Annotated in this window: 20 protein-coding genes; 7 read left to right on the top strand and 13 right to left on the bottom strand. The window is 63.9% G+C overall.

Annotation, left to right across the window (positions count from 1 at the left end; translation table 11 throughout):
* Nucleotides 1-3: 3 nt before the first annotated feature.
* Nucleotides 4-843 carry an RNA methyltransferase gene (locus CK219_RS02685; RefSeq protein ID WP_095765189.1) on the bottom strand — a complete coding sequence of 280 codons (840 nt, stop codon included), beginning with the start codon at nt 841-843 and terminating at the stop codon, nt 4-6.
* Nucleotides 844-1,052: 209 nt separating this feature from the next.
* Here CK219_RS02685 and CK219_RS02680 point away from each other — a divergent pair, with 209 nt between their 5' ends.
* A complete protein-coding gene (locus CK219_RS02680; RefSeq protein ID WP_095765188.1) occupies nt 1,053-2,264 on the top strand; it encodes an NADP-dependent isocitrate dehydrogenase in 1,212 nt (403 codons plus the stop codon).
* 65 nt (nt 2,265-2,329) lie between these two features.
* Complete coding sequence (locus CK219_RS02675; RefSeq protein ID WP_095765187.1) at nt 2,330-2,956, top strand: glutathione S-transferase family protein; 627 nt, start codon at nt 2,330-2,332, stop codon at nt 2,954-2,956.
* Nucleotides 2,957-3,191: 235 nt separating this feature from the next.
* On the opposite strand, the gene alaS is transcribed toward CK219_RS02675, so the two are convergent.
* Nucleotides 3,192-5,861, bottom strand: a complete 2,670-nt coding sequence (gene alaS / locus CK219_RS02665) for an alanine--tRNA ligase (RefSeq protein ID WP_095765185.1) — start codon at nt 5,859-5,861, stop codon at nt 3,192-3,194.
* A gap of 435 nt (nt 5,862-6,296) precedes the next feature.
* On the bottom strand, nt 6,297-7,394 hold the full coding sequence (recA, locus tag CK219_RS02660; RefSeq protein WP_095765184.1) for a recombinase RecA: 1,098 nt from the start codon (nt 7,392-7,394) through the stop codon (nt 6,297-6,299).
* Between the two features lie 282 nt (nt 7,395-7,676).
* On the opposite strand from recA, the gene CK219_RS02655 reads away from it, so the two are divergent.
* Together CK219_RS02655 and CK219_RS02650 are read left to right on the top strand one after the other, a co-directional pair.
* Nucleotides 7,677-8,615: a carbohydrate kinase family protein gene (locus tag CK219_RS02655; protein WP_095765595.1), complete on the top strand. Its 939-nt coding sequence runs from the start codon at nt 7,677-7,679 to the stop codon at nt 8,613-8,615.
* Between the two features lie 42 nt (nt 8,616-8,657).
* Entirely contained in the window at nt 8,658-9,575 is a 918-nt protein-coding gene (locus CK219_RS02650) for a pseudouridine-5'-phosphate glycosidase (RefSeq protein ID WP_095765183.1), read from the top strand.
* An 82-nt stretch (nt 9,576-9,657) separates the two neighbouring features.
* Here CK219_RS02650 and CK219_RS02645 read toward each other — a convergent pair whose 3' ends face one another.
* Nucleotides 9,658-9,981: a TfoX/Sxy family protein gene (locus CK219_RS02645; protein ID WP_095765182.1), complete on the bottom strand. Its 324-nt coding sequence runs from the start codon at nt 9,979-9,981 to the stop codon at nt 9,658-9,660.
* An 89-nt stretch (nt 9,982-10,070) separates the two neighbouring features.
* Here CK219_RS02645 and CK219_RS02640 point away from each other — a divergent pair, with 89 nt between their 5' ends.
* A complete protein-coding gene (locus CK219_RS02640; protein ID WP_095765181.1) occupies nt 10,071-10,568 on the top strand; it encodes a GFA family protein in 498 nt (165 codons plus the stop codon).
* Nucleotides 10,569-10,644: 76 nt separating this feature from the next.
* Complete coding sequence (locus CK219_RS02635) at nt 10,645-11,103, top strand: RidA family protein (protein WP_095765180.1); 459 nt, start codon at nt 10,645-10,647, stop codon at nt 11,101-11,103.
* A 22-nt stretch (nt 11,104-11,125) separates the two neighbouring features.
* On the opposite strand, the gene sufA is transcribed toward CK219_RS02635, so the two are convergent.
* From sufA to CK219_RS02600, 7 genes are all read right to left on the bottom strand, one after another.
* Nucleotides 11,126-11,506 carry a Fe-S cluster assembly scaffold SufA gene (gene sufA, locus CK219_RS02630; RefSeq protein WP_095765179.1) on the bottom strand — a complete coding sequence of 127 codons (381 nt, stop codon included), beginning with the start codon at nt 11,504-11,506 and terminating at the stop codon, nt 11,126-11,128.
* Between the two features lie 95 nt (nt 11,507-11,601).
* A complete protein-coding gene (locus CK219_RS02625; protein ID WP_095765178.1) occupies nt 11,602-11,994 on the bottom strand; it encodes an SUF system Fe-S cluster assembly protein in 393 nt (130 codons plus the stop codon).
* A gap of 5 nt (nt 11,995-11,999) precedes the next feature.
* Nucleotides 12,000-13,241 carry a cysteine desulfurase gene (locus tag CK219_RS02620; protein WP_095765594.1) on the bottom strand — a complete coding sequence of 414 codons (1,242 nt, stop codon included), beginning with the start codon at nt 13,239-13,241 and terminating at the stop codon, nt 12,000-12,002.
* Between the two features lie 104 nt (nt 13,242-13,345).
* Nucleotides 13,346-14,617 carry a Fe-S cluster assembly protein SufD gene (gene sufD, locus CK219_RS02615; protein ID WP_095765593.1) on the bottom strand — a complete coding sequence of 424 codons (1,272 nt, stop codon included), beginning with the start codon at nt 14,615-14,617 and terminating at the stop codon, nt 13,346-13,348.
* Between the two features lie 25 nt (nt 14,618-14,642).
* Entirely contained in the window at nt 14,643-15,398 is a 756-nt protein-coding gene (gene sufC, locus CK219_RS02610; RefSeq protein WP_095765177.1) for a Fe-S cluster assembly ATPase SufC, read from the bottom strand.
* 26 nt (nt 15,399-15,424) lie between these two features.
* Nucleotides 15,425-16,942, bottom strand: a complete 1,518-nt coding sequence (sufB, locus tag CK219_RS02605) for a Fe-S cluster assembly protein SufB (RefSeq protein WP_095765176.1) — start codon at nt 16,940-16,942, stop codon at nt 15,425-15,427.
* 237 nt (nt 16,943-17,179) lie between these two features.
* Nucleotides 17,180-18,340: a cysteine desulfurase family protein gene (locus CK219_RS02600; RefSeq protein ID WP_095765175.1), complete on the bottom strand. Its 1,161-nt coding sequence runs from the start codon at nt 18,338-18,340 to the stop codon at nt 17,180-17,182.
* A 267-nt stretch (nt 18,341-18,607) separates the two neighbouring features.
* Here CK219_RS02600 and CK219_RS02595 point away from each other — a divergent pair, with 267 nt between their 5' ends.
* Nucleotides 18,608-19,282, top strand: coding sequence for an alpha/beta hydrolase (locus tag CK219_RS02595; RefSeq protein ID WP_095765174.1), 675 nt, complete (start codon nt 18,608-18,610; stop codon nt 19,280-19,282).
* A gap of 27 nt (nt 19,283-19,309) precedes the next feature.
* Here the strand turns inward: CK219_RS02595 and CK219_RS02590 are convergent, their stop codons facing one another.
* Complete coding sequence (locus CK219_RS02590) at nt 19,310-20,173, bottom strand: phosphatase PAP2 family protein (protein ID WP_176476908.1); 864 nt, start codon at nt 20,171-20,173, stop codon at nt 19,310-19,312.
* A 42-nt stretch (nt 20,174-20,215) separates the two neighbouring features.
* Nucleotides 20,216-21,859: a glycosyltransferase family 39 protein gene (locus CK219_RS02585; RefSeq protein WP_095765173.1), complete on the bottom strand. Its 1,644-nt coding sequence runs from the start codon at nt 21,857-21,859 to the stop codon at nt 20,216-20,218.
* Between the last annotated feature and the right edge of the window lie 123 nt (nt 21,860-21,982).

The raw sequence follows: 21,982 nt of genomic DNA, 5'->3' as shown, positions 1-21,982 counted from the left end.
ATCTTAACCTTCTTCGTCTTTGGCGCGACTGCGCGCGCCGGCCGGCAACCGTCTCGGATCGTCGCCGGGCGAGCCATCGCCGCGCGGCATGGCCGGCGAGAACCTGTCGAGCGACGAGATGATGCCGCGCAGCACCTTGAGCTCGGGCTCGGCGAAGCCCGCGCGCGTCAGCACCGCGCGCAGATTGTCGACCATCTTCGGCTTCTTTTCTTCCGGGCGAAAATAGCCGCGCGCTTCCAGCGCGTTTTCCAGGTAGGCGAACAGGCTGTGCAGCTGCTCCTTGGGCGCCGGTACCAGCTCCGGCCCGGAGAAGTTGGTCTGCGTCTCGTCGGCGAGGCCGGACTTCATCCATTCATAGGACATGAGCAGCACCGCCTGGGCGATGTTGAGCGAGGAAAAGCCGGGATCGACCGGAAAGGTGACGATCTCGTCGGCGAGCCCGACCTCGTCATTGTAAAGGCCGAAGCGCTCGCGGCCGAACAGGATACCGGTGCGCAGCCCGGCCTCGCTGCGCGCCCTTAGCGCCCTGCCTGCTTCCACCGGACCGCGCACCGGCTTGAAGCCGTCGCGCTCGCGCGCTGTCGTGGCGAAGACGAAGTTCAGGTCGGCGACCGCCGAGGGCAGATCGTCGAACACCCTGGTGGCGTCGATGACATGGTCGGCGCGGCTGGCGGCCGCGCGCGCCTTCTCGCTCGGCCAGCCGTCGCGCGGGTTGACCAGCCTGAGCTCGGACAAGCCGAAATTCGCCATGGCCCTCGCGACCATGCCGATATTCTCGCCGAGCTGTGGCTCGACCAGGATGATCGCCGGTCCGGTCTTGGTTGTGTCTTCGATGGCTGGCATGGGTTGTGGGTAACCGGGGTTTGCGGCGTTTCGGCGTCCCCTGCCACATCCGGACCGGAAAATGAAGCATTCACAACAGCGGCACCCGTCTGCCCCGGCGCGGATCGCGGTTTGCGCGCTGAAAAAGCCTTTGATATACGCTCCGCATCCCCGGCCGAAGCCATGCGGGCAAGGCCGTCCAGACCCCCCAGCAACGAGGCATTCTTTCCATGGCGAAGATCAAGGTGGCGAACCCGGTCGTCGAGCTCGACGGCGACGAGATGACCCGCATCATCTGGCAGTTCATCAAGGACAAGCTGATCCACCCCTATCTCGACCTGAAGCTGGAATATTACGATCTCGGCATCGAGCACCGCGACGCCACCAACGATCAGGTGACGATCGATTCGGCCAATGCCATCAAGAAATGGGGCGTCGGCGTGAAATGCGCGACGATCACCCCCGACGAGGCGCGCGTCGAGGAATTCAAGCTGAAGAAGATGTGGAAGTCGCCCAACGGCACCATCCGCAACATTCTCGGCGGCACCATCTTCCGCGAGCCGATCATCATGAAGAACGTGCCGCGCCTGGTGCCGGGCTGGACCAAGCCGATCGTCGTCGGCCGTCATGCCTTCGGCGACCAGTACCGCGCCACCGACTTCCGCTTCCCCGGCAAAGGCAAGCTGACGATCAAGTTCGTCGGCGAGGACGGCCAGGTCATCGAGCATGACGTCTATGACGCGCCGGGCGGCGGCGTGGCCATGGCCATGTACAATCTCGACGAGTCGATCCGTGAGTTTGCCCGCGCCTCGCTGAACTACGGCTTGCTGCGCAATTTCCCGGTCTATCTGTCGACCAAGAACACCATCCTCAAGGCCTATGACGGCCGCTTCAAGGATATCTTCCAGGAGGTCTACGAGAAGGAGTTCGAGGCCGAGTTCAAGGCAAGGAAACTCTGGTACGAGCACCGCCTGATCGACGACATGGTCGCTTCCAGCCTGAAATGGTCGGGCGGCTATGTCTGGGCCTGCAAGAACTATGACGGCGACGTGCAGTCCGACACCGTGGCGCAAGGCTTCGGCTCGCTCGGCCTGATGACCTCGGTGCTGATGACGCCGGACGGCAAGACGGTGGAGGCGGAAGCCGCGCACGGCACCGTGACGCGCCACTACCGCCAGCATCAGAAGGGCGAGGAAACCTCGACCAATTCGATCGCCTCGATCTTCGCCTGGACGCGCGGCCTCGCCCACCGCGCCAAGCTCGACGACAATGCCGAGCTCAAGCGCTTCGCCGAGACGCTGGAAAAGGTCTGCATCCAGACCGTCGAGAGCGGTTTCATGACAAAGGACCTGTCGCTGCTGATCGGTCCCGACCAGCCCTGGCTCTCGACCACCGGCTTCCTCGACAAGATCGACGAGAATTTGCAGAAAGCGATGGGGTAAACCCACATTCGGCATACCGAAGGCTCCGGAAGGAGCCTTCTTTTTTTGGAGGGGAGCGCTGATCGATGGCCAAGCCAATTCTCTACGGCGCGGACTACAGCGTCTATGTGCGCATCGCACGGATGACGCTGGAGGAGAAAGGCGTCGGCTACGAGCTCGTGCCGCTCGACATCTTCGCCGCCGAAGGCATCCCGGCCTGGTATCTGGAACATCACCCTTTCGGCCGCATCCCGGCCTTCGAGCACGACGGTTTTCGACTGTTCGAGACCGGCGCGATCACGCGCTATGTCGACGAAGCCTTCGACGGCCCGGCCTTGCAGCCGGCCGACGCGCGCGGCCGCGCCAGGATGGTCCAGATCAGCGGCATGCTCGACGCCTATGGTTATCATGCCATGGTCTGGGACGTCGCCGTCGAGCGGCTGGAGAAGGCAGCGCCGGATGAGGCGCTGATTGCCGGCGGGCTGAGCCAGGCTGAGACGGTGCTCAAGGTTCTGACATCGCTGAAGGCGAAAGGGCCGTGGCTGCTAGGCGAGCAACTGACACTGGCCGACCTGCACGCGGCACCGATCGTCGCCTATTTCGTCAAGGTCGCGGAAGGACGCGATTTGTTGGCGCGGTTTGCGGATATGCGCGATTGGTATGCGCGGATAGCCGGACGGCCGAGCTTTATGCGGACGGAAAAGGCTGGCTGATAAGAATCAGGACGGTCGAGGGACAGCGCCCCCCTCTGTCCTGCCGGACATCTCCCCCACTTGGGGGGAGATCGGACGGCGCACCGGCTTTCGCCAATCTCCCACGTTGAAATACAACCACGCAGAAAAAGGCGAGTGGCTGACGCAGCTAATCTCCCCCTTGTGGGGGAGATGTCCGGCAGGACAGAGGGGGGCGCTGTCCCGCCAAGCGTGCGGTAAATTCAAACCCACTCGTTCAAGCCGCCTCCAGCGCCGCCTTCACCGCCGCGATCGCGTCGTTGGCCCTGGAGGCGTCGGGGCCGCCGGCCTGCGCCATGTCGGGCCGGCCGCCGCCGCCTTGACCGCCAAGCGCGGCGGACGCGACGCGCACGAGATCGACGGCGCTGAAGCGGCCGGTCAAATCGTCGGTGACGCCGACGACCACGCTCGCCTTGTTGTCCTCGCCGGCGCCGACAAAGACGACCACGCCGGAGCCGAGCGTCTTCTTGCCGGCATCCGCCAGCGGTTTCAGGTCCTTCGGCGCCACGCCGCTGACCGCCTTGCCGAGGAAGCCGACGCCGGCGACGGTCTCGTTGGCGGGCGGAGCATCGGATACGGCCGGGCCGGCGCCAAGCGCCAGCTTCTTGCGCGCCTCGGTGAGTTCCTTTTCGAGCTTCTTGCGTTCCTCAAGCAATGTTTCGACGCGAGCCGGCACATCGGCCGGCGCGATCTTCAAGGTCGCCGCCGCGGCTTTCAGCCGCCTGTCCTGCTCGTCGAGATGCCTGCGCGCCGCCTCGCCGGTCAGCGCCTCGATGCGGCGCACGCCGGCCGCCACCGCGCTATCCGACAGGATGCGCACCAGACCGATATCGCCGGTCGATTTCACATGCGTGCCGCCGCAAAGCTCGACGGAATAAGGCCGGTTTGCCTTGGCGCCATGCAGGCCGGTGCCCATCGACACGACACGCACCTCGTCGCCGTATTTCTCGCCGAACAGCGCCATGGCGCCCTCGGCGATCGCGTCGTCGACCGACATCAGCCGCGTCGTCACCGGGCTGTTCTGCACGACGATCTCGTTGGCCATGCGCTCGACCTCTTCGAGCTCGTCGGCCGAGATCGGCTTGTTGTGCGAGATGTCGAAGCGCAGCCTTTCGGGCGCAACCAGCGAGCCCTTCTGCGCGACATGGGTGCCCAGCACCTCGCGTAGCGCCTCGTGAATGAGATGCGTCGCGGAGTGGTTGGCGCGCAGCTTCGAGCGGCGAGAGTGGTCGACCTTGAGCTCGACAGCCACGCCCGTCTTGACCGTTCCTTTGGCCACCTTGCCCAGGTGCACGAACAGGCCGTCGGCCTTTTTCTGCGTATCGGAGATCTCGATCGAGAAGCCCTCGCCGGAAATCACGCCGGTGTCGCCCATCTGGCCCCCGGATTCGCCGTAGAACGGCGTCTGGTTGACGACCACGGCGACCGCATCGCCCTGGCTCGCGCTGTCGATGGTCTTGCCGTCCTTGACCAGGGCCTGGACGATGCCTTCGGCCTGCTCGGTCTCATAGCCGAGGAACTCGGTCGCGCCCGTCTTTTCCCGCACGGAGAACCAGACGGTTTCGGTCGCGGCTTCGCCCGAGCCAGCCCAATGCGCGCGGGCCTCGGCCTTCTGCCGCTCCATCGCGTCGGTGAAGCCGGCGATATCGACCGAGATGCTGCGCTGGCGCAGCGCATCCTGCGTCAGATCGAGCGGGAAGCCGTAGGTGTCGTAGAGCTTGAAAGCGGTCTCGCCGTCCAGCATATCGCCGGCTTTGAGCGTCTCGGTCGCGTCCGAAAGCAGGCCGAGGCCGCGCACCAGCGTCTTGCGGAAGCGTGTTTCCTCGAGCTTCAGCGTCTCGGTGATCAGCGCCTCGCCGCGCACCAGCTCGGGATAGGCCTGGCCCATCTCGCGCACCAGCGCCGGCACCAGCTGCCACATCAGCGGATCCTTGGCGCCGAGCAGCTGCGCGTGGCGCATGGCGCGGCGCATGATGCGGCGCAGCACATAGCCGCGCCCCTCGTTGGAAGGCAGCACGCCGTCGGCCACCAGGAAAGAGGACGAGCGCAGGTGGTCCGCGATGACGCGGAAGGATGCTGCATTCTCCTGGTTGTGGCCGTGCCCGAGCGCCGAGCACGTCGCGTCGATCAAATGCTTGAACAGGTCGGTCTCGAAGACGCTTTCGACGCCCTGCAGGATGGAGGCCATGCGCTCCAGGCCCATGCCGGTGTCGATCGAGGGACGCGGCAGGTCGATGCGCTCTTCCTTCGTCACCTGCTCATACTGCATGAACACCAGGTTCCAGAATTCCAGGAAACGGTCGCCGTCCTCTTCCGGGCTGCCGGGCGGGCCGCCCCAAATATGCTCGCCGCGGTCGATGAAGATTTCCGAACACGGCCCGCATGGGCCGGTGTCGCCCATCGCCCAGAAATTGTCGGAGGTCGGGATGCGGATGATGCGGTCGTCGGAGAAGCCGGCGATCTTCTTCCAATAACCCGCCGCCTCGTCGTCGGTGTGATAGACGGTGACCAAGAGCTTGTCTTTCGGCAGACCGAATTCCTTGGTGATCAGGTTCCAGGCAAGCTCGATCGCGCGCTCCTTGAAATAGTCGCCGAACGAGAAATTGCCGAGCATCTCGAAGAAGGTGAGATGGCGCGCCGTGTAGCCGACATTGTCGAGATCGTTGTGCTTGCCGCCGGCGCGCACGCTCTTCTGCGCGGTCGCGGCGCGCGAATAGGGACGCTTCTCCAGGCCGGTGAAGACGTTCTTGAACTGCACCATGCCGGCGTTGGTGAACATCAGCGTCGGATCGTTGCGCGGCACCAGTGGGCTGGAGGCGACGATCTCGTGGCCCTCCTTGCGGAAGTAGTCGAGGAATGTCGCCCGGATATCGTTCACGCCACTCATTGCGTACTGCCTTTTCGCGAGAACCGCCGGCGTTGCCGGCGGCTGATGGGCTTTTGTTTCAGAAGATAGATGGGCCTTTTAGCGATAGCTCTTCACCCTGTCCAGAAACACGGAGTAATGCATGTCGCCCAGAAGTGCGCAGCGGTTCTGGCACAACGACATGCATCAAAACAAAGACCTAAAGCGCGTCGCCTGGACCCGTTTCAGCGCGACGCGCTTTGGGCCAATCTTCGCAGGAGCGGCGGCTCAGCATCGCCCGCAAAACGCAAAACCGCCGGCGCGAAGGCCGGCGGTTCGGGTACGCAGTACTCAAGAACTCGATTACATAAGCACAAGCCGATAAACCAGGATTGTGGCCGAACTCCGGCTAAGCCAACCAACTGCTCTCGGGCGCCCTCGGACCACGCGGACCCCAAAATCCCCGGGGCACGCCCTTTACAAGGCGCCGGCCTCGTCCTCGAAACCGTCGTCGCCGCCTTCGGAGCCGCCATTCTCGAGGAATTTCTCGGCGATCAGCCCGGCATTCTGGCGCAACGCAAGCTCGACCTCACGCGCCGTGTCGGGATTGTCGCGCAGGAACAGTTTTGCGTTCTCGCGACCCTGGCCGAGGCGCTGGGAATTGTAGGAGAACCAGGCGCCCGACTTCTCGATGACGCCGGCCTTGACGCCGAGATCGATCAGCTCGCCTGTCTTCGACACGCCCTCGCCATACATGATGTCGAACTCGACCACCTTGAAGGGCGGGGCCAGCTTGTTCTTCACCACCTTGACGCGGGTCTGGTTGCCGACGACCTCGTCACGGTCCTTGACCGAGCCGATGCGGCGGATGTCGAGGCGCACCGAGGCGTAGAATTTCAGCGCGTTGCCGCCGGTGGTCGTCTCGGGCGAGCCGAACATGACGCCGATCTTCATGCGGATCTGGTTGATGAAGATGACCATGGTGTTGGAACGCGAGATCGAGGCGGTCAGCTTGCGCAGCGCCTGGCTCATCAGGCGAGCCTGAAGACCGGGCAGCGAATCGCCCATCTCGCCTTCGATTTCAGCGCGCGGCGTCAGTGCCGCCACCGAGTCGACGACCAGCACGTCGATGGCGCCCGAACGCACCAGCGTGTCGCAGATCTCCAGCGCCTGCTCGCCGGTGTCGGGCTGCGAGATCAAAAGGTTTTCGAGGTCGACGCCAAGCTTGCGGGCATAGACCGGATCGAGCGCGTGCTCGGCATCGACGAAGGCGCAGATACCGCCCTTCTTCTGGGCTTCCGCCACCGTGTGCAGCGCCAGCGTCGTCTTGCCCGAGCTTTCCGGCCCGTAGATCTCGATGATGCGGCCGCGCGGCAGGCCGCCGACGCCGAGCGCGATGTCGAGGCCGAGCGAGCCGGTCGGCACGGTTTCGATCTCGACCACCTGCTCGTTGGCGCCGAGCCGCATGATCGAGCCCTTGCCGAACGCGCGCTCGATTTGCGACAGCGCCGCGTCCAGAGCCTTTGATTTGTCCACTGCCTTATCCTCTACAAGCCGCAAAGAATTCTGAGCCATGATACATCACCCCTTGGTCGTCAATGAAGGCCGGACAATCCGTGATCCCTGCTTGTTTTGTACCTTTTTTGTTCTCATTTGGCAAGAGGCAACAAATATCTGAAAAATAATCAATATCTGGATTTGTTCTATTTTTGTCTCACCAGGGCTAGTGCGGAGTGCAACCACGGGTCCAGAAGAGATTTCGATACCCGGCCGTCCGAATCGCGACCCCGATTGCAGGGCGACGCGCAGAAACCTAGTGTGCGCGGCCGCACGATCAACGAAAGTCATCGACCCGAAATGCCGACATCCCCAACAATCCTGGCGCTTGGCGGCGCCCATATCGACCGGCGCGGCCAGGTCTCGGGCGTCTATGTGCCCGCGGCTTCGAATCCCGGCATCATGCGCGAGGACGTCGGCGGCGTGGTTTTCAACGCGCTGCGCAGCGTGGTGAAGCGCGGCGTGTCGGCCTCGCTGATCTCGGTGCGTGGCGGTGACGCTGCGGCGGACACAGTCGCCTCGGCGATCGACGACGCCGGGATAACCGACCTTTCGGTGGTGTTCCTCGACCGCACGACGCCGAGCTACACGGCGCTGATCGATGCCGAAGGCGAGTTGATCGTCGGGCTGGCCGACATGGCGCTCTACGACCTAGCCTTCCCCAAACAAATAAGGCGCGCCAAGGTGCGCGAGGCGATCGCCGCCGCCGACGCCATCCTGTGCGACGCCAACCTGCCGACGGCGGCGCTGGAGCGCCTGGTGGCGTTGGCCGGCGACCGGCCGGTCTTCGCCATCGCCGTCTCGCCGGCCAAGGTCGTTCGCCTGGCGCCGCTGCTCGACGATCTGTCGCTGCTCTTCATGAACCTTCGCGAGGCCGCCGCGCTGGTCGGCGCCGAGCCATACGGCAAGACCCTTGTCGACGCGCTCAGGCGGGTTGGCCTGAATGCCGGCGTGGTCACGTCCGGCAGCGCTCCGGTGCTGGGCTTCGACGATACCGGCATCTTCGAGATCGACCCGCCCGCGCCGCGCAAGGTGGCCGACGTGACCGGCGCCGGCGACGCCTTGACCGGCGCAACCGTCGCCGCCTTGCTGCGCGGCCTGCCGCTGCGCGCAGCACTACGCGAAGGCCTTGCCGCGGCGATGCTCGCCATAGAGAGCCCGCAGGCCGTGCCGTCCTTCACGATCGCCACCTTCACGCAGGCGCTTGCCCTTGTGCCGGAGCCGCGGGAAGTGGCATAGGGCCACCACTGCCGAAGCAATCCCTTCGGATCGGAGACAGCCATGACGCCTGACACCGCCCGCCCCTTCGTCGATATCCATCCGCCGGTGGCCGAGGCGCTTGCCGCCGGCCGGCCCGTGGTGGCGCTGGAAAGCACCATCATCACCCACGGCATGCCCTACCCCGACAATGGCGCCATGGCGGCCAAGGTCGAGCAGATCATCATCGACTGCGGCGCGGTACCGGCGACGATCGCCGTGGTCGAGGGCCGCATCAAGATCGGCCTCTCCGACGGCGAGCGCGAATCGCTTGCCATGACGGGCGATGCCATGAAGCTGTCGCGCGCCGATCTCGGCTTCGCGGTCGCTCAAACGCGCACAGGCGGCACCACGGTTGCGGCGACCATGATCACCGCGCATATGGCCGGCATAAAAGTGTTCGCCACCGGCGGCATTGGCGGCGTCCACAAGGGCGCTGAGAAAAGCTTCGATATCTCGGCCGACCTCGACGAGCTGGCGCGCACGCCGGTCATCGTCGTCTCGGCCGGCGCCAAGGCGATTCTCGACATCGAAAAGACGCTGGAAGTGCTGGAAACGCGCGGCGTGCCGGTTATCGGCCATGGCTGCGAGACGATGCCCGCCTTCTGGTCGAGGCAGTCGCCCTTCCGCGCTCCGCTGACCCTTCATGCGCCGGAAGATATCGCGCATTTCTACCGCACGCGTCAGGCGCTGGGCTTGGGCGGCGGCATCCTCGTCGCCAATCCGGTGCCGCAGAGCGACGAAATCCCGGTCGCGGAGATGGACGGCTACATCCAGGCCGCGCAAAAGGCGGCCGAGGCGCTCAACGTCACCGGCAAGGCGGTGACGCCGTTCCTTTTGTCGAAAATCCTTGAGCTGACCGGCGGCCGCAGCCTCAAGACCAACATCGCGCTGGTCGAGAACAATGCGCGGCTGGCGGCGGAGATCGCCAAGGCGTTGTAGAGCGTTCAGGTTGCGGCAGCCCGGCCAACTGCAATGGCCGAGTTCCTTCACACCCCCTCTGTGCCGCCACCATTTCTAACTTTCACTTCCCCGCCCTTCGTCCCGCTTCATAAGCCCGCCGCGCCCACACTGCCATTTCGTCCGGATCGTCGAAGGCCTCGTCGGGAACGCTCCAATAGGGCATCGCCACCTCCTTGCCGTGGCGCGAGCCGGTATAGGTCCATTGCTTGCAGCCGGCGGCTTCGAAGTCGGGAATTGTTTCCTCGTCCGCCTTGAGCATCAGCTCGTCGCGCACGACGACCGCGACGATGACGCCATCGCAATAGATGCCCTTGCCGCCGAACAGTTTTCGGATGGCGATCGGTCCAAGGCTTTCGAACAGTTCTTCAAGACGCGCATTGTCCATGCTGCGATCATCTCATCCGTCACCGGCCTTGTCATCGCCGCAACCAAAAGCATGCTGACAGGTTGGAATCTGAAAACGGAGTTCCCGCCATGCCTGTCCTGCTCAAAGGCTCCTGCCGCTGCGGCGCCGTCCGCTTCGAGGTGGAGAGCCGCACCCCGGTGCCCTTCATGCTCTGCTACTGCTCGATCTGCCGCAAGCAGCAAGGCGGCGGCGGTTTCGCCATCAATCTCGGCGCCGACTACGAGACGATGAACATAAGGGGCAAGCGCAGCCTCGGCGTCTACCGGGCCGAGATCGAGGATGACGAACATCCGCATTGCGAGGTCTCGACCGGCGAGCGCAATTTCTGCCGGAAATGCGGCGCAGCACTCTGGCTCTACGACCCGACGTGGCCGGACCTCGTTCACCCCTTCGCTTCGGCGATCGACACCGACCTGCCGAAACCGCCGGAAAAGGTGCATCTGATGCTGAAATACAAGGCGAACTGGGTCGAGCCGGTCGTCGGCAAGAACGACAAGGTATTCGAGATCTATCCGGAGGAATCGATCGCCGACTGGCACAAGCGGACCGGGATGTGGGTTGATTAGGCAATTCCGGCAAACTGCGCAGCGGTTTTCCGCCCGGAATTGCATCAAGACAACCGTCTGGCGACAGGAGACCGAAATGAACCTCACGACGCACAAGAAATTCAAAGGCGATCGTTTGATGCCTTGGGGCAAGGGCACGGTGGTCTCGGACGCGAAGGGATATGTTTTCCTGTCCGGCAACACCGCTACCGTCGACGACTACGATCCGTCGAAACACCAGGGCGGCGCTGTCGGCGACGCGGCAACGCAGTGGCGCGAAATCCTGGCGAACATCAAGTCGGACCTGGAGGAACTTGGCAGCTCACTCGACCACCTGGTCAAGGTGACGTTCTACGTCAAAGGGCCTTTTCCGTCCGGCGGCGTCCTCAGCTCACCCAACTTTCGTCTGGACGTGCTGGACGAATTCTTTGCCGAACATTGCCCGAAGCACTGCAGCTACAACAACCCGCCGCCATCGGAGGTGATCGGCGTGGCCGCCCTGGCACAGCCTGACCTCGTCGTCGAGCTTGTGGTCATCGCCGCGCTGCCGGACTGAGTGGAAGCGCTGGCGGGCCTGGTCAGGCCGAGGCGCGTGCCTCGGCAAGCGCCTTGAGGTCGGCAGGCTTCAGCTCGACGGATTCGCCGCAGCCGCAGGCCGAGCTCTGGTTCGGATTCTTGAAGGTGAAGCCGGTGCGCAGCGTCGTTTGCTCGAAATCCATCTCGGTTCCGAACAGGAAAAGTGCCGCCTCCGGCGCGACATAGACATGCGCGCCGTCGCGTTCGATATGGTCGTCCTTGGGATTCGGCTCGGTCACAAGATCGACCGTATACTCCATGCCGGCGCAACCGCCCTTCTTGATGCCGAGCCGGATGCCATGCGCGGTATCGCGCGCAGCCACGATCTCGCGCACGCGGTCGGCGGCCTTGTCGGTCATGGTGATGACGGCGAAGCGTCCCATATTTTTTCCTTCTCCATTCCATGCAGGTTCAAGGCCTGCCGAATGATTCTCACCTAAAATGGTGAAGTTTTACGACTGGCGCAAGGCTATCGGCCTCAATACCACCCGACCGCGACCTGCGCTTCTTCCGACATGCGGTCGGGCGTCCATGGCGGATCGAACACCATGGCGACCTCGACACCGGACACGCCCTCGACGGCGCCGACGGCGTTCTCGACCCAGCCAGGCATCTCGCCGGCCACCGGGCAGCCCGGCGCGGTCAGCGTCATATCGATCTTGACCGAACGGTCGTCCTCGATGTCGATCTTGTAGACGAGGCCGAGCTCATAGATGTCGGCCGGAATTTCCGGGTCGTAGACGGTCTTCAGAGCCGAAACGATGTCGTCGGTCAGCCGCGCCAGCTCGTCGGCGGGGATCGCCGAGGCCGAAACGATGCCGTTCGCGGCCGTTTCCGGCGCTTTTTCCGCGGTGGTGCTCACGTCGTCCATCCTCGTCACCCGAAGAACTTTCGCGCCTTTTCCAGCGCCTCGGCCAAAGCATCGACTTCGGCCCTGGTATTATACATGCCGAACGATGCCCTGCATGTGGAGGTGACGCCGAAGCGTTTCAACAGCGGCTGGGCGCAATGCGTTCCGGCCCGGACCGCGACACCTTGCCGATCGATCACCATCGACACGTCATGCGCATGGATACCCTGCAATTCAAACGAGATGATGGCGCCCTTGCCGGGCGCGTCGCCGAAGATGCGCAGCGAGTTGATCGCCCGCAGCCGCTCATGCGCGTAAGCCTTGAGGTCCGCCTCATGCGCGGCGATCCGCTCACGGCCGACCTTCTCCATATAGTCGAGCGCGGCGCCCAGGCCGATCGCCTGGACGATCGGCGGCGTGCCGGCCTCGAAGCGGTGCGGCGGCTCGTTGTAGGTGACGATGTCTTCCGTCACCTCCTCGATCATTTCGCCGCCGCCCATGAAAGGCCGCATCTCTTCCAGCCTGTCCTTCTTGCCGTAGAGCACGCCGATGCCCGACGGGCCATAGACCTTGTGGCCGGTGAAGACGAAGAAATCGCAGTCGAGGTCCTGCACATCGATCGGCATGTGCACCGCGCTCTGGCTGCCGTCGACGAGGACAGGAATTCCGCGCGCATGCGCGATGCGCACGATCTCCTTGATCGGCGTCACCGTGCCCAGCGCATTGGACATATGGGTGATGGCGACCAGCTTGGTGCGGTTGCTCAGGCGCTTTTCGAATTCCTCGATGTGGAAGGCGCCGAGATCGTCGACCGGCACCCAGACCAGCTTCGCGCCCTGGCGCTCGCGGATGAAATGCCAGGGCACGATGTTGGAGTGATGCTCCATGATCGACAGCACGATCTCGTCGCCCTCGCCGATCCGCGGCATGCCCCAGCCATAGGCGACGGTGTTGATCGCCGATGTAGTGTTGGAGGTGAAGACGATGTTGTCGGTGCTCGGCGCATTGAGAAACCGCCGCACCGACTTGCGCGCATTCTCATAGGCGTCGGTCGCGGCGTTCGACAGGAAATGCAGGCCGCGATGCACGTTGGCGTATTCCTGGGAATAGGCATGCTGGATGGTGTCGAGCACCACCTGCGGCTTCTGCGCCGAGGCGCCGTTGTCGAGATAGACCAGCGGCTTGCCATAGATCTGGCGCGACAGGATCGGGAAGTCGCGGCGGATCGCCTCGACGTCGTATGGTGTGGTTTCGATCTTCTGGTCCATCTCGAAGTCCTTGTCGGCCGAAGCCGCGATCCTTCCAACACCCCTCATCCGTCTTGGCGCTTCGCGCCAATCCAACTTCTCCCACAAGGGGAGAAGGTGAGGCGCTAGCCGTGCGTCGAAAACCAGCCGTCGAGCCGCGCTTCCAGCGCTTCGACCAGCGCCTCGTCGTCCAGTTCCTCGATCACTTCGGCGACGAATGCCTTCACCAGGAGACCCCGCGCCGACTTCTCGTCAATGCCGCGCGCCATCAGGTAGAACAGATGGTCGTGGTCGATCTCGGTGACGGTGGCGCCATGGCCGCAGACGACGTCGTCGGCGAAGATCTCCAGCTCCGGCTTGGTCGAGAACTCGCCGTCATCCGACAGAAGCAGCGTGTTGCAGGCCATCTTGGCGTTGGTCTTCTGGGCGTATTGATGCACATTGATGCGGCCCTGGAAGACGCCGCGCGCCTTGCCAGTCACCACGTTGCGGATCACTTCGGTCGACGTCGTGTGCGGCACGGCGTGGTCGAGCACCATAGTCACATCGGTGTGGGTGTCGCCGGCGAGAAGATTAATGCCGCGCAATTTGAAGTCGGCGCCCTCGCCTGTCGTCCTGACCACGACCTCCTGGCGCACGAGCCTGCCGCCGGCGTTCATGACGAACAGCGTCAGCTTCGCGTCCTTGCCGATATGCGCCTTGAACTGGGCGAGATGCGTGGCCGTGTCCGGCTGCTCCTGCACGATGAGCCAGGTCACCTCGGCGCCGTCGCCGATCACGAGCTGGCTGACCGAAGAGACGAGCGCCTCGTCGCCCTCGCCTGCCTGACGCTCGACGACAATCGCCTTGGCGCCGGCGCCGACACGCGCCAGCAGCCGCACATGCGACTGGCCGCCGGCCTGCAGGTTCTGCAATTCGACCGGCTTTTCCAGCTCGGCGCCGTCGGCAATATCGACGAAATAGCCGTCGGCGACGAAAGCCGTGTTCAGCGCGCCGATCGCGTCGTCGCTGCCATAGGGATCGAGGCCGGGCGCGACGCTGCCGTCGGTCAGCTTCTCCGACAGGCGCTGCACCGTCACGCCGTCGATCTCCGGCAGCTTCATCTGCGAGACGCCGTTCAGCACCGGCAGCACGGCCGAGCCTTCAAGAACGGGCGCAAGCGCCTTGACGACGGCGCCGGCCTCGAAAGCCGGCACCGACGTCAGCAGCCGGCGCAGGTCCGTATAATGCCAGGATTCGACGCGGCGCGTCGGCAGGCCGTGCTTGATCGCCTCGATCGCATCGTCGCGCTTGACCATCACCGCGCCGTCGCCGGGCAGCAGCGACAGCCGTTCGCCGAAGGCGTCGATCAGCGCCGTCTCGGCCAAGGTCCGCTGGGGCTGTGCATGCATGTTCATGACTTTTGCCTCGACCGCTCCCATCTCACGCGGCTTGCCCGATCACGCCGGCATAACCATTGGCCTCGAGATCGAGCGCCAGCGACTTGTCGCCCGACTTTATCACCTGGCCCCTGTAGAGCACGTGCACCGTATCAGGCACGATGTGCTCGAGCAGGCGCTGGTAGTGGGTGATGAGGACGATGGCCCGGTCCGGCGAGCGCAGTGCGTTGACGCCGTCCGAGACGATCTTCAGCGCGTCGATGTCGAGGCCGGAATCGGTCTCGTCGAGCACGCAGAGTTTTGGCTCGAGCAGCTTCATCTGCAGGATCTCGGCGCGCTTCTTCTCGCCACCGGAGAAGCCGACATTGAGCGGTCTTTTCAGCATGTTCATATCCATGCTGAGCGAGGCGGCCGCTTCCTTCACGCGCTTCAGGAATTCCGGCACCTTCAGCGGCTCCTCGCCGCGCGCCTTGCGCTGCTCGTTCATCGCGACCTTCAGGAATTCCATGGTCGCCACGCCCGGTATCTCCATGGGATACTGGAAGGCGAGGAAGATGCCGGCAGTAGCGCGCTCGGCCGGATCCATTTCGAGGATCGACTGGCCGTTATAGAGGATGTCGCCCTCGGTGACTTCATAGTCCTCGCGGCCGGCGAGAATATAGGACAGCGTCGACTTGCCCGAACCGTTCGGCCCCATGATGGCGGCGACCTCGCCGGCTTTCACCGAGAGATTCAGCCCACGAATGATCTCGGTGCCATCATCGACGATGCGGGCGTGCAAATTCTTGATCTCAAGCATGATTTCTTCCTAAATGTCTTTTGCGGTCAGCCGACCGAACCCTCTAGGCTGATGCCGATCAGCTTCTGCGCCTCGACGGCGAACTCCATCGGCAGCTGCTGGATGACGTCCTTGACGAAGCCGTTGACGATCAGCGCGATCGCCTCTTCCTCGGGGATGCCGCGCTGCATGACGTAGAACTTCTGGTCCTCGGAGATCTTCGAGGTCGTCGCCTCGTGCTCGAACTGCGCCGTCGAATTCTTGGCTTCCATGTAGGGCACGGTGTGCGCGCCGCACTGGTCGCCGATCAGCAGCGAGTCGCAATTGGTGAAGTTGCGCGCGTTGGTCGCCTTGCGATGCGCCGAAACCTGGCCGCGATAGGTATTCTGCGAGAAGCCGGCGGCGATGCCCTTGGAGATGATGCGGCTCGACGTGTTCTTGCCGAGATGGATCATCTTGGTGCCGCTATCGACCTGCTGATAACCGTTCGACACCGCGATCGAATAGAATTCGCCGCTGGAATCGTCGCCGCGCAGGATGCAGCTCGGATATTTCCAGGTGATCGCCGAACCGGTCTCGACCTGCGTCCACGAGATCTTCGAGCGGTCGCCGCGGCAGTCGCCGCGCTTGGTGACGAAATTGTAGATGCCGCCCTTGCCCTCGGCGTCGCCGGGGTACCAATTCTGCACCGTAGAATATTTGATCTCGGCATCGTCGAGCGCGATCAGCTCGACCACCGCGGCGTGCAGCTGGTTCTCGTCGCGCTGCGGCGCCGTGCAGCCTTCGAGATAGGAGACGTAAGCCCCCTCCTCGGCGATGATCAGCGTGCGCTCGAACTGGCCGGTGTTCTTCTCGTTGATGCGGAAATAGGTCGATAGCTCCATCGGGCAGCGAACGCCCTTGGGCACGAAGACGAACGAGCCGTCGGTGAACACTGCCGAATTCAGCGTCGCGTAGAAATTGTCCGAGGTCGGCACGACCGAGCCCAGATATTTCTTCACCAGTTCCGGGTGCTCGCGGATCGCTTCCGAGATCGAGCAGAAGATGACGCCCGCCTGCGCCAGTTCCTTCTTGAAGGTGGTGACCACCGAAACGGAATCGAACACGGCATCGACCGCGACGCGGCCCGATTTATAGACGTTATCGCTGGCGTCCTCGAGCTCCGAGGCATCGGTCTTCTGCACGCCGGCCAGGATTTCCTGCTCCTTGAGTGGAATGCCGAGCTTCTCGTAGACCTTGAGCAATTCGGGGTCGACCTCGCTCAGCGACTTCGGCCCCGGCGTGCTCTTCGGCGCGGCGTAGTAGTGGATGTCCTGGAAATCGATCTTCGGGTAGTGGACGCGCGCCCAGGTCGGCTCTTCCAGCGTCAGCCAACGGCGATACGCCCCCAGACGCCATTCCAGCATCCAGTCCGGCTCATCCTTCTTGGCCGAAATGAAGCGAATGATGTCTTCGCTAAGGCCCTTGGGGGCCTTGTCCATCTCGATCTCTGTCTGGAATCCATATTTATACTGGTCGACGTCGATCTTTCGAACCCGATCGATCGTCTCCTGCACAGCAGGCATAAGCGTTCTCCATCCACGCCGGGGTCAAGGCCCGGCAGTTTTCAAACTATGGCACCGCCGAAATCGCGTCCCAGGGAGGGACTCGCGGCGGAGTAAGTTTCATATAGTGCGTGTCCGCCGGAAATTCACCCGGCCAGGACAAAACGCACGGCTCTACCAGGCCCTAAAGCCTGAATTCTTGTTCAGGCAGCGGAAATCCGAGAACCGCAAGGCGTTTCTCGCTCCGATGCTCCGCCGTCAGGCGGCTTCTTCCTTGCCCGCGCGGCGGGCGACGATGCCGGCCAGTGCCGCCCGAAACGCCGCGATATCGTCGGCGCCGGTCGCACGGCCGATCGAGACGCGCAAGGCGCCCAGGCTGTCGCCATGCCCCATCGCCTTCAGCACATGGCTTGGCCCGACCTTTCCCGACGAGCAGGCTGAACCCGCAGACAGCGCGACGCCGGCGAGATCGAAAGCGATCTGCGCCGTTTCGGCTTTGACGCCGGGAATAGCGAAGAATGTCGTGTTGGCAAGCCTGGGAGCGCCATTTCCGAAGATTTCCGCGTCCGGCGCGAGGTCGCGCACGATCGCCTCGACCTCGTCGCGCCGGCTCGCGATGGCGTCCATGTCGGTGAGACCGGCCAGCGCGGCACGCGCCGCGGCGCCGAAACCGGCGATCCCGGCGACGTTTTCCGTGCCGGCGCGGTGGCTCTTCTCCTGGCCGCCGCCATTGATCAGCGGGCGCGGCATCATCAGGTCGGATGCGGCCACGATCGCGCCGACGCCCTTCGGGCCGCCGATCTTGTGCGAGGACAGGATCAGATAATCGGCATAAGGAATTGACATATCGAGCGGAATCCGCCCGGCAGCCTGCACGGTGTCGACGACCAGCACCCCGCCGGCGGCCTTGACGATCTCGCCGATGCGCCCGATCGGCTGGATAACGCCGGTCTCGTTGTTGGCGGCGTGGATCGCCACCAGCGGCAGGCCAGCGGCCTTGTCATGCGCGCCGAGCGCGGCGGCCAACGCCTCGAGATCGGCAATGCCGTTCGGGTCGACGCCGATCTTCGTCACCTGCGCCGGCGCGAAGCGTCCACCATTCAGTATGCAGGGATGGTCGGCTTCGTAGACGAAGAGATGGCTCATGCGGATCGATCCGCGTCCCATCTGCCAGTCGGGCGTAAGCAGCGTCGAGGCGGCTTCGGTGGCGCCGGAGGTGAAGACGATATGCTCGGGCTTGGCGTTGACCAGCCGCGCCACGTCGCGGCGCGCGTCCTCGACCAGCCGGCGCGAGGCGCGCCCTTCCGTGTGGACCGATGACGGGTTGGCGGCATCGAGCGCGGCGACCATCGCTGCCCGCGCTTCTGCAATGAGCGGCGCGCTGGCGTTGTAGTCGAGATAGGCGCGGATTGCGGCCATTTTCGCTCAGTTCGTCCTTCCGGCGACTATCCCGCGAGGATAGCGCGTTATTTCCTTGAAATTGCAAGGCAAGCCGTCCTATTTACCCGGCTTGCGGCGCGGGCTGCCGGACCATCGGGTCTCGGCCTCCCAGTTTTGAACAATTCTAAACTAGCTTCTAGGAACACGCTCGCCCGGCGTCAAGACCACAGAAGATGTGGGGCCGCGGGTGAGTCGGGATCAGGAAAGTTCCGGGCGAGCGCATTCATATGCCATGTGGAGTATTTTATGCCTGAGGTCATTTTCGCCGGTCCGGCTGGTCGCCTGGAGGGACGTTATCAGCCCTCGAAGGAAAAGAGCGCCCCGATCGCCATCGTGCTGCATCCGCACCCGCAATTCGGCGGCACGATGAACAACAAGATCGTCTACGACCTCTTCTACATGTTCCAGAAGCGCGATTTCACCACGCTGCGTTTCAATTTCCGCGGCATCGGCCGCAGCCAGGGCGAGTTCGACCATGGTACCGGCGAATTGTCGGACGCGGCCGCCGCGCTCGACTGGGTGCAGTCGCTGCATCCGGATTCGAAGAGCTGCTGGGTCGCCGGCTATTCCTTCGGCGCATGGATCGGCATGCAGCTCCTGATGCGCCGGCCCGAGATCGAGGGTTTTATTTCGGTCGCGCCGCAGCCCAACACCTACGACTTCTCGTTCCTGGCGCCCTGTCCGTCGTCCGGCCTCATCATCCATGGCGATGCCGATAAGGTGGCGCCGCCGAAGGATGTGCAGGGCCTGGTCGACAAGCTGCACACGCAAAAGGGCATCACCATCACGCAGAAGACGATCCCAGGCGCCAACCATTTCTTCGCCAACGATTCCGAGCTGCTGATCCAGGAGTGCGCCGACTATCTCGACCGTCGCCTGGCGGGCGAGCTGGCCGATCCGAGGCCGAAGCGGCTGCGCTGAGCGCGGAAGGCCGCCAGTCAGGGCGTCTTAAGGGATCTGGGTTTGGTCGACTCCGGCCTCGACCGTATCGGCTGTCGAAGCCCTGCCTCTTGGCGCGCGGGACGGTACCAACCGGAACGTCCGCTTGCACACCGGCAGCTTCGAACCGGTCTGGCCGAAGATGAAGCCGAGCCGGGCAAACACCAGCCCCGATAGCACCGCGAACGCCAGTCCGAGCCCGAAGCCCGCGACCGTGTCGCTGGGATAGTGCGCGCCGACGAAGATGCGTGTCGAAGCGATGCAGGCCGTGACCGCCAGCGCGATGTACCAGCGCCGCGGGAACAACAGCAGCAGGATGCCGAAGACGGCGCCCATCGTCGTGGCATGGCCGGACGGGAAACCGGCAAAGCGCGCGTCCATGGCAAAAGGATGCAGCGACAGGACGCCGAAACTGTCGAAATAGAGCGGCCGAGCGCGGCCGATTCCGTATTTCAGCACGTTGACCGCAAGACCGGATAGGCCGACGGCGCAAAGCACCAGGAACGCGAAACACGTCCAGTTGTAGACGATCATCCGGGCCTGCCGGGACAGGCCGCGCCAATCCGTCAGATTGGCGGCGACGAGGCAGAGTACCGCTGGAATGAGATACCAGCCGCCGAGGCCGAACTGCGTGAAGAAATCGGTGAAGCGCGCAAAGCCGGAGGACCATTCGCCGCGCATCTCGCCCGCGCTGATATCGAGGCGCAGGAAAGTCGCAACGGTGAGCAATATCCAGGCTATGAGCCAGACGCTCCACAGAATTCGCGGATAGCGTGCCGGCCGCACGGCAAAGCGTCGCTTCACGATCGACATCGTGTCGCGGAAATTGCCGAGCGAGCGGTGGTAGAGGGCAAGGGGCGGCGCGTCGGACATGGCTGGGCGCTTATAGGGACATTCGATGCCCGACGCTATTCATCACGGCGCCACCCGGTAAAGCCCGAGCGACAGCTTGTCTCCCGACGAATAGTTGATGCCGTCGATCTCGGTCAGTCGCGTCGCCGACTTGCCCTTGGCGGTCAGCACGTCGGCAAGCTTCTGCTCGTCCTTGATCGGCGCCAGCCCAAGCGCGCAGGACGGATCGTTGAGCAGATGCCGCGCCACCCCCTCGACATCGGTGAGCACGGTCTTGGTGCCGACCAGGAAGACCAGGCTCGGCTCCTGGAATTTCGCCGAGGCGAGTACCGTGGTGTCGCACAGCCGGTTGGCGTCGACGGCGGTCTTGACGGCGGGGCTGAGCCAGATCGGTCTCAGCGACGGCGCAATGACGCCGAACAGCAGGCTGAAGGTGATGCCGGCGCCGACGGCGATAGCGGCGATGCGCGGAAGCGGCACCTGCAGCTGCCTGGGGAAAGCAAGATAGCCGGTGACCAGAGCGGCGATCGCCGCCGGCATGCTCCACCAGGAGAAGGTCTTGGCGAGGTAAAGCGGCGCGCCGACGCAGACCACGGCAAGGCCGATCGCCACCACGGCAAGGCCGAAGGCCGTCGCCCACCACAGCCATGTCTGCCAGCGCTTCAGTGGCGCGTTGGCCTTGTCCGCCGGCAAGGTGAGCAGCCAGCCGACCAGAAGCGCCATGCCCGGATAGGCCGGCATGACATAATGCGGCAGCTTGGTCGGGATCGTCTCGAACACCAGCCAGAACGGGATGTACCAGGCCAGGCAGAAGCGCAGGCGCGGATCGTCCCAAAACCGGTTGATGGCCTGGAGCCCGGCGCCGACCGCAATCAGCCCGAAGGGCCACATGAACAGCGAATAAGTCAGCATATAGAAGCCGGGCGGCAGGCCGTGCGATTCCTCGCCCTGCGCCACCTTGTTCAGCATGTCCTTGCCGACCGCTTCCTGGAAGAAGGCCCCGCCGCTCTTCCAGGTGATGAGGATAAGCCACGGCAGCACGATCGCCAGCACGATCAGGACGCCACGCACCAGCTTCATCTTGAGGAGCCAGCGCCAGTCGCGGTCGAAGGCAAAGAGTGCGCCGGCGGTCAGCAGCGACAAAAGCGGTGAAACCGGGCCCTTGATGAGGATGCCGAAGCCTTGCGCGATCCAGAAAATCCACGGCAGATGCCCGGGAACCGGATCGTTGCGCTTGGCTGCCCAATACACCTGCGCCAGCGCGCCTTGCGCCATCACGCAGCAGGCGAGAAGCATGGCATCAGTCTTGGCGTCGCGCCCCTCGAAGCCGGTGGCGAAGATCGCCGCCATCATCAGGCCGGCGGCCAGCCCGGCATTGGCGCCGAAGAGTTTTGTCCCGGTCCAGCCGATGCCGACGACAGCGAGCGCGATGCCCAGCATCGAGACCAGGCGATAGACCCAGATGGGCGCCGCGGCCCCCTCGCCGCTCAGCGCGACCGCCGCCGACTGCAGCCAATAGATGCCGATCGGCTTCTTGTAGCGCGTGACATCCTGCAGGCGGATATCGACATAGTCGCCCGTCTCGACCATCTGCTTGGTCGACTGGACGAAACGGGATTCATCGCGGTCGACCGGCGGCAGGCTTGCCAGCCCGCTGACGGTCATGACGATGCTGAACAGAAAGAGGATGAGGGTGTTCCTGTTCATCGCGGGAGCTTTTCCGATCTGAAACTGCGGGATGGCCCCGTCGCGGTGCATGGCGCCGTGTCTTTGCGCGGCGCCTCATTACGCCAGCAAAAAGGGCGAAGCAAGGACGCGCCGCGCCGTATG

It is taken from the genome of Mesorhizobium sp. WSM4313 (genome assembly GCF_002294725.1).
Lineage (GTDB): Bacteria > Pseudomonadota > Alphaproteobacteria > Rhizobiales > Rhizobiaceae > Mesorhizobium.
Note: the sequence above shows the minus strand (reverse complement) of the source record. Positions and strands in the feature narration are given on the sequence as shown.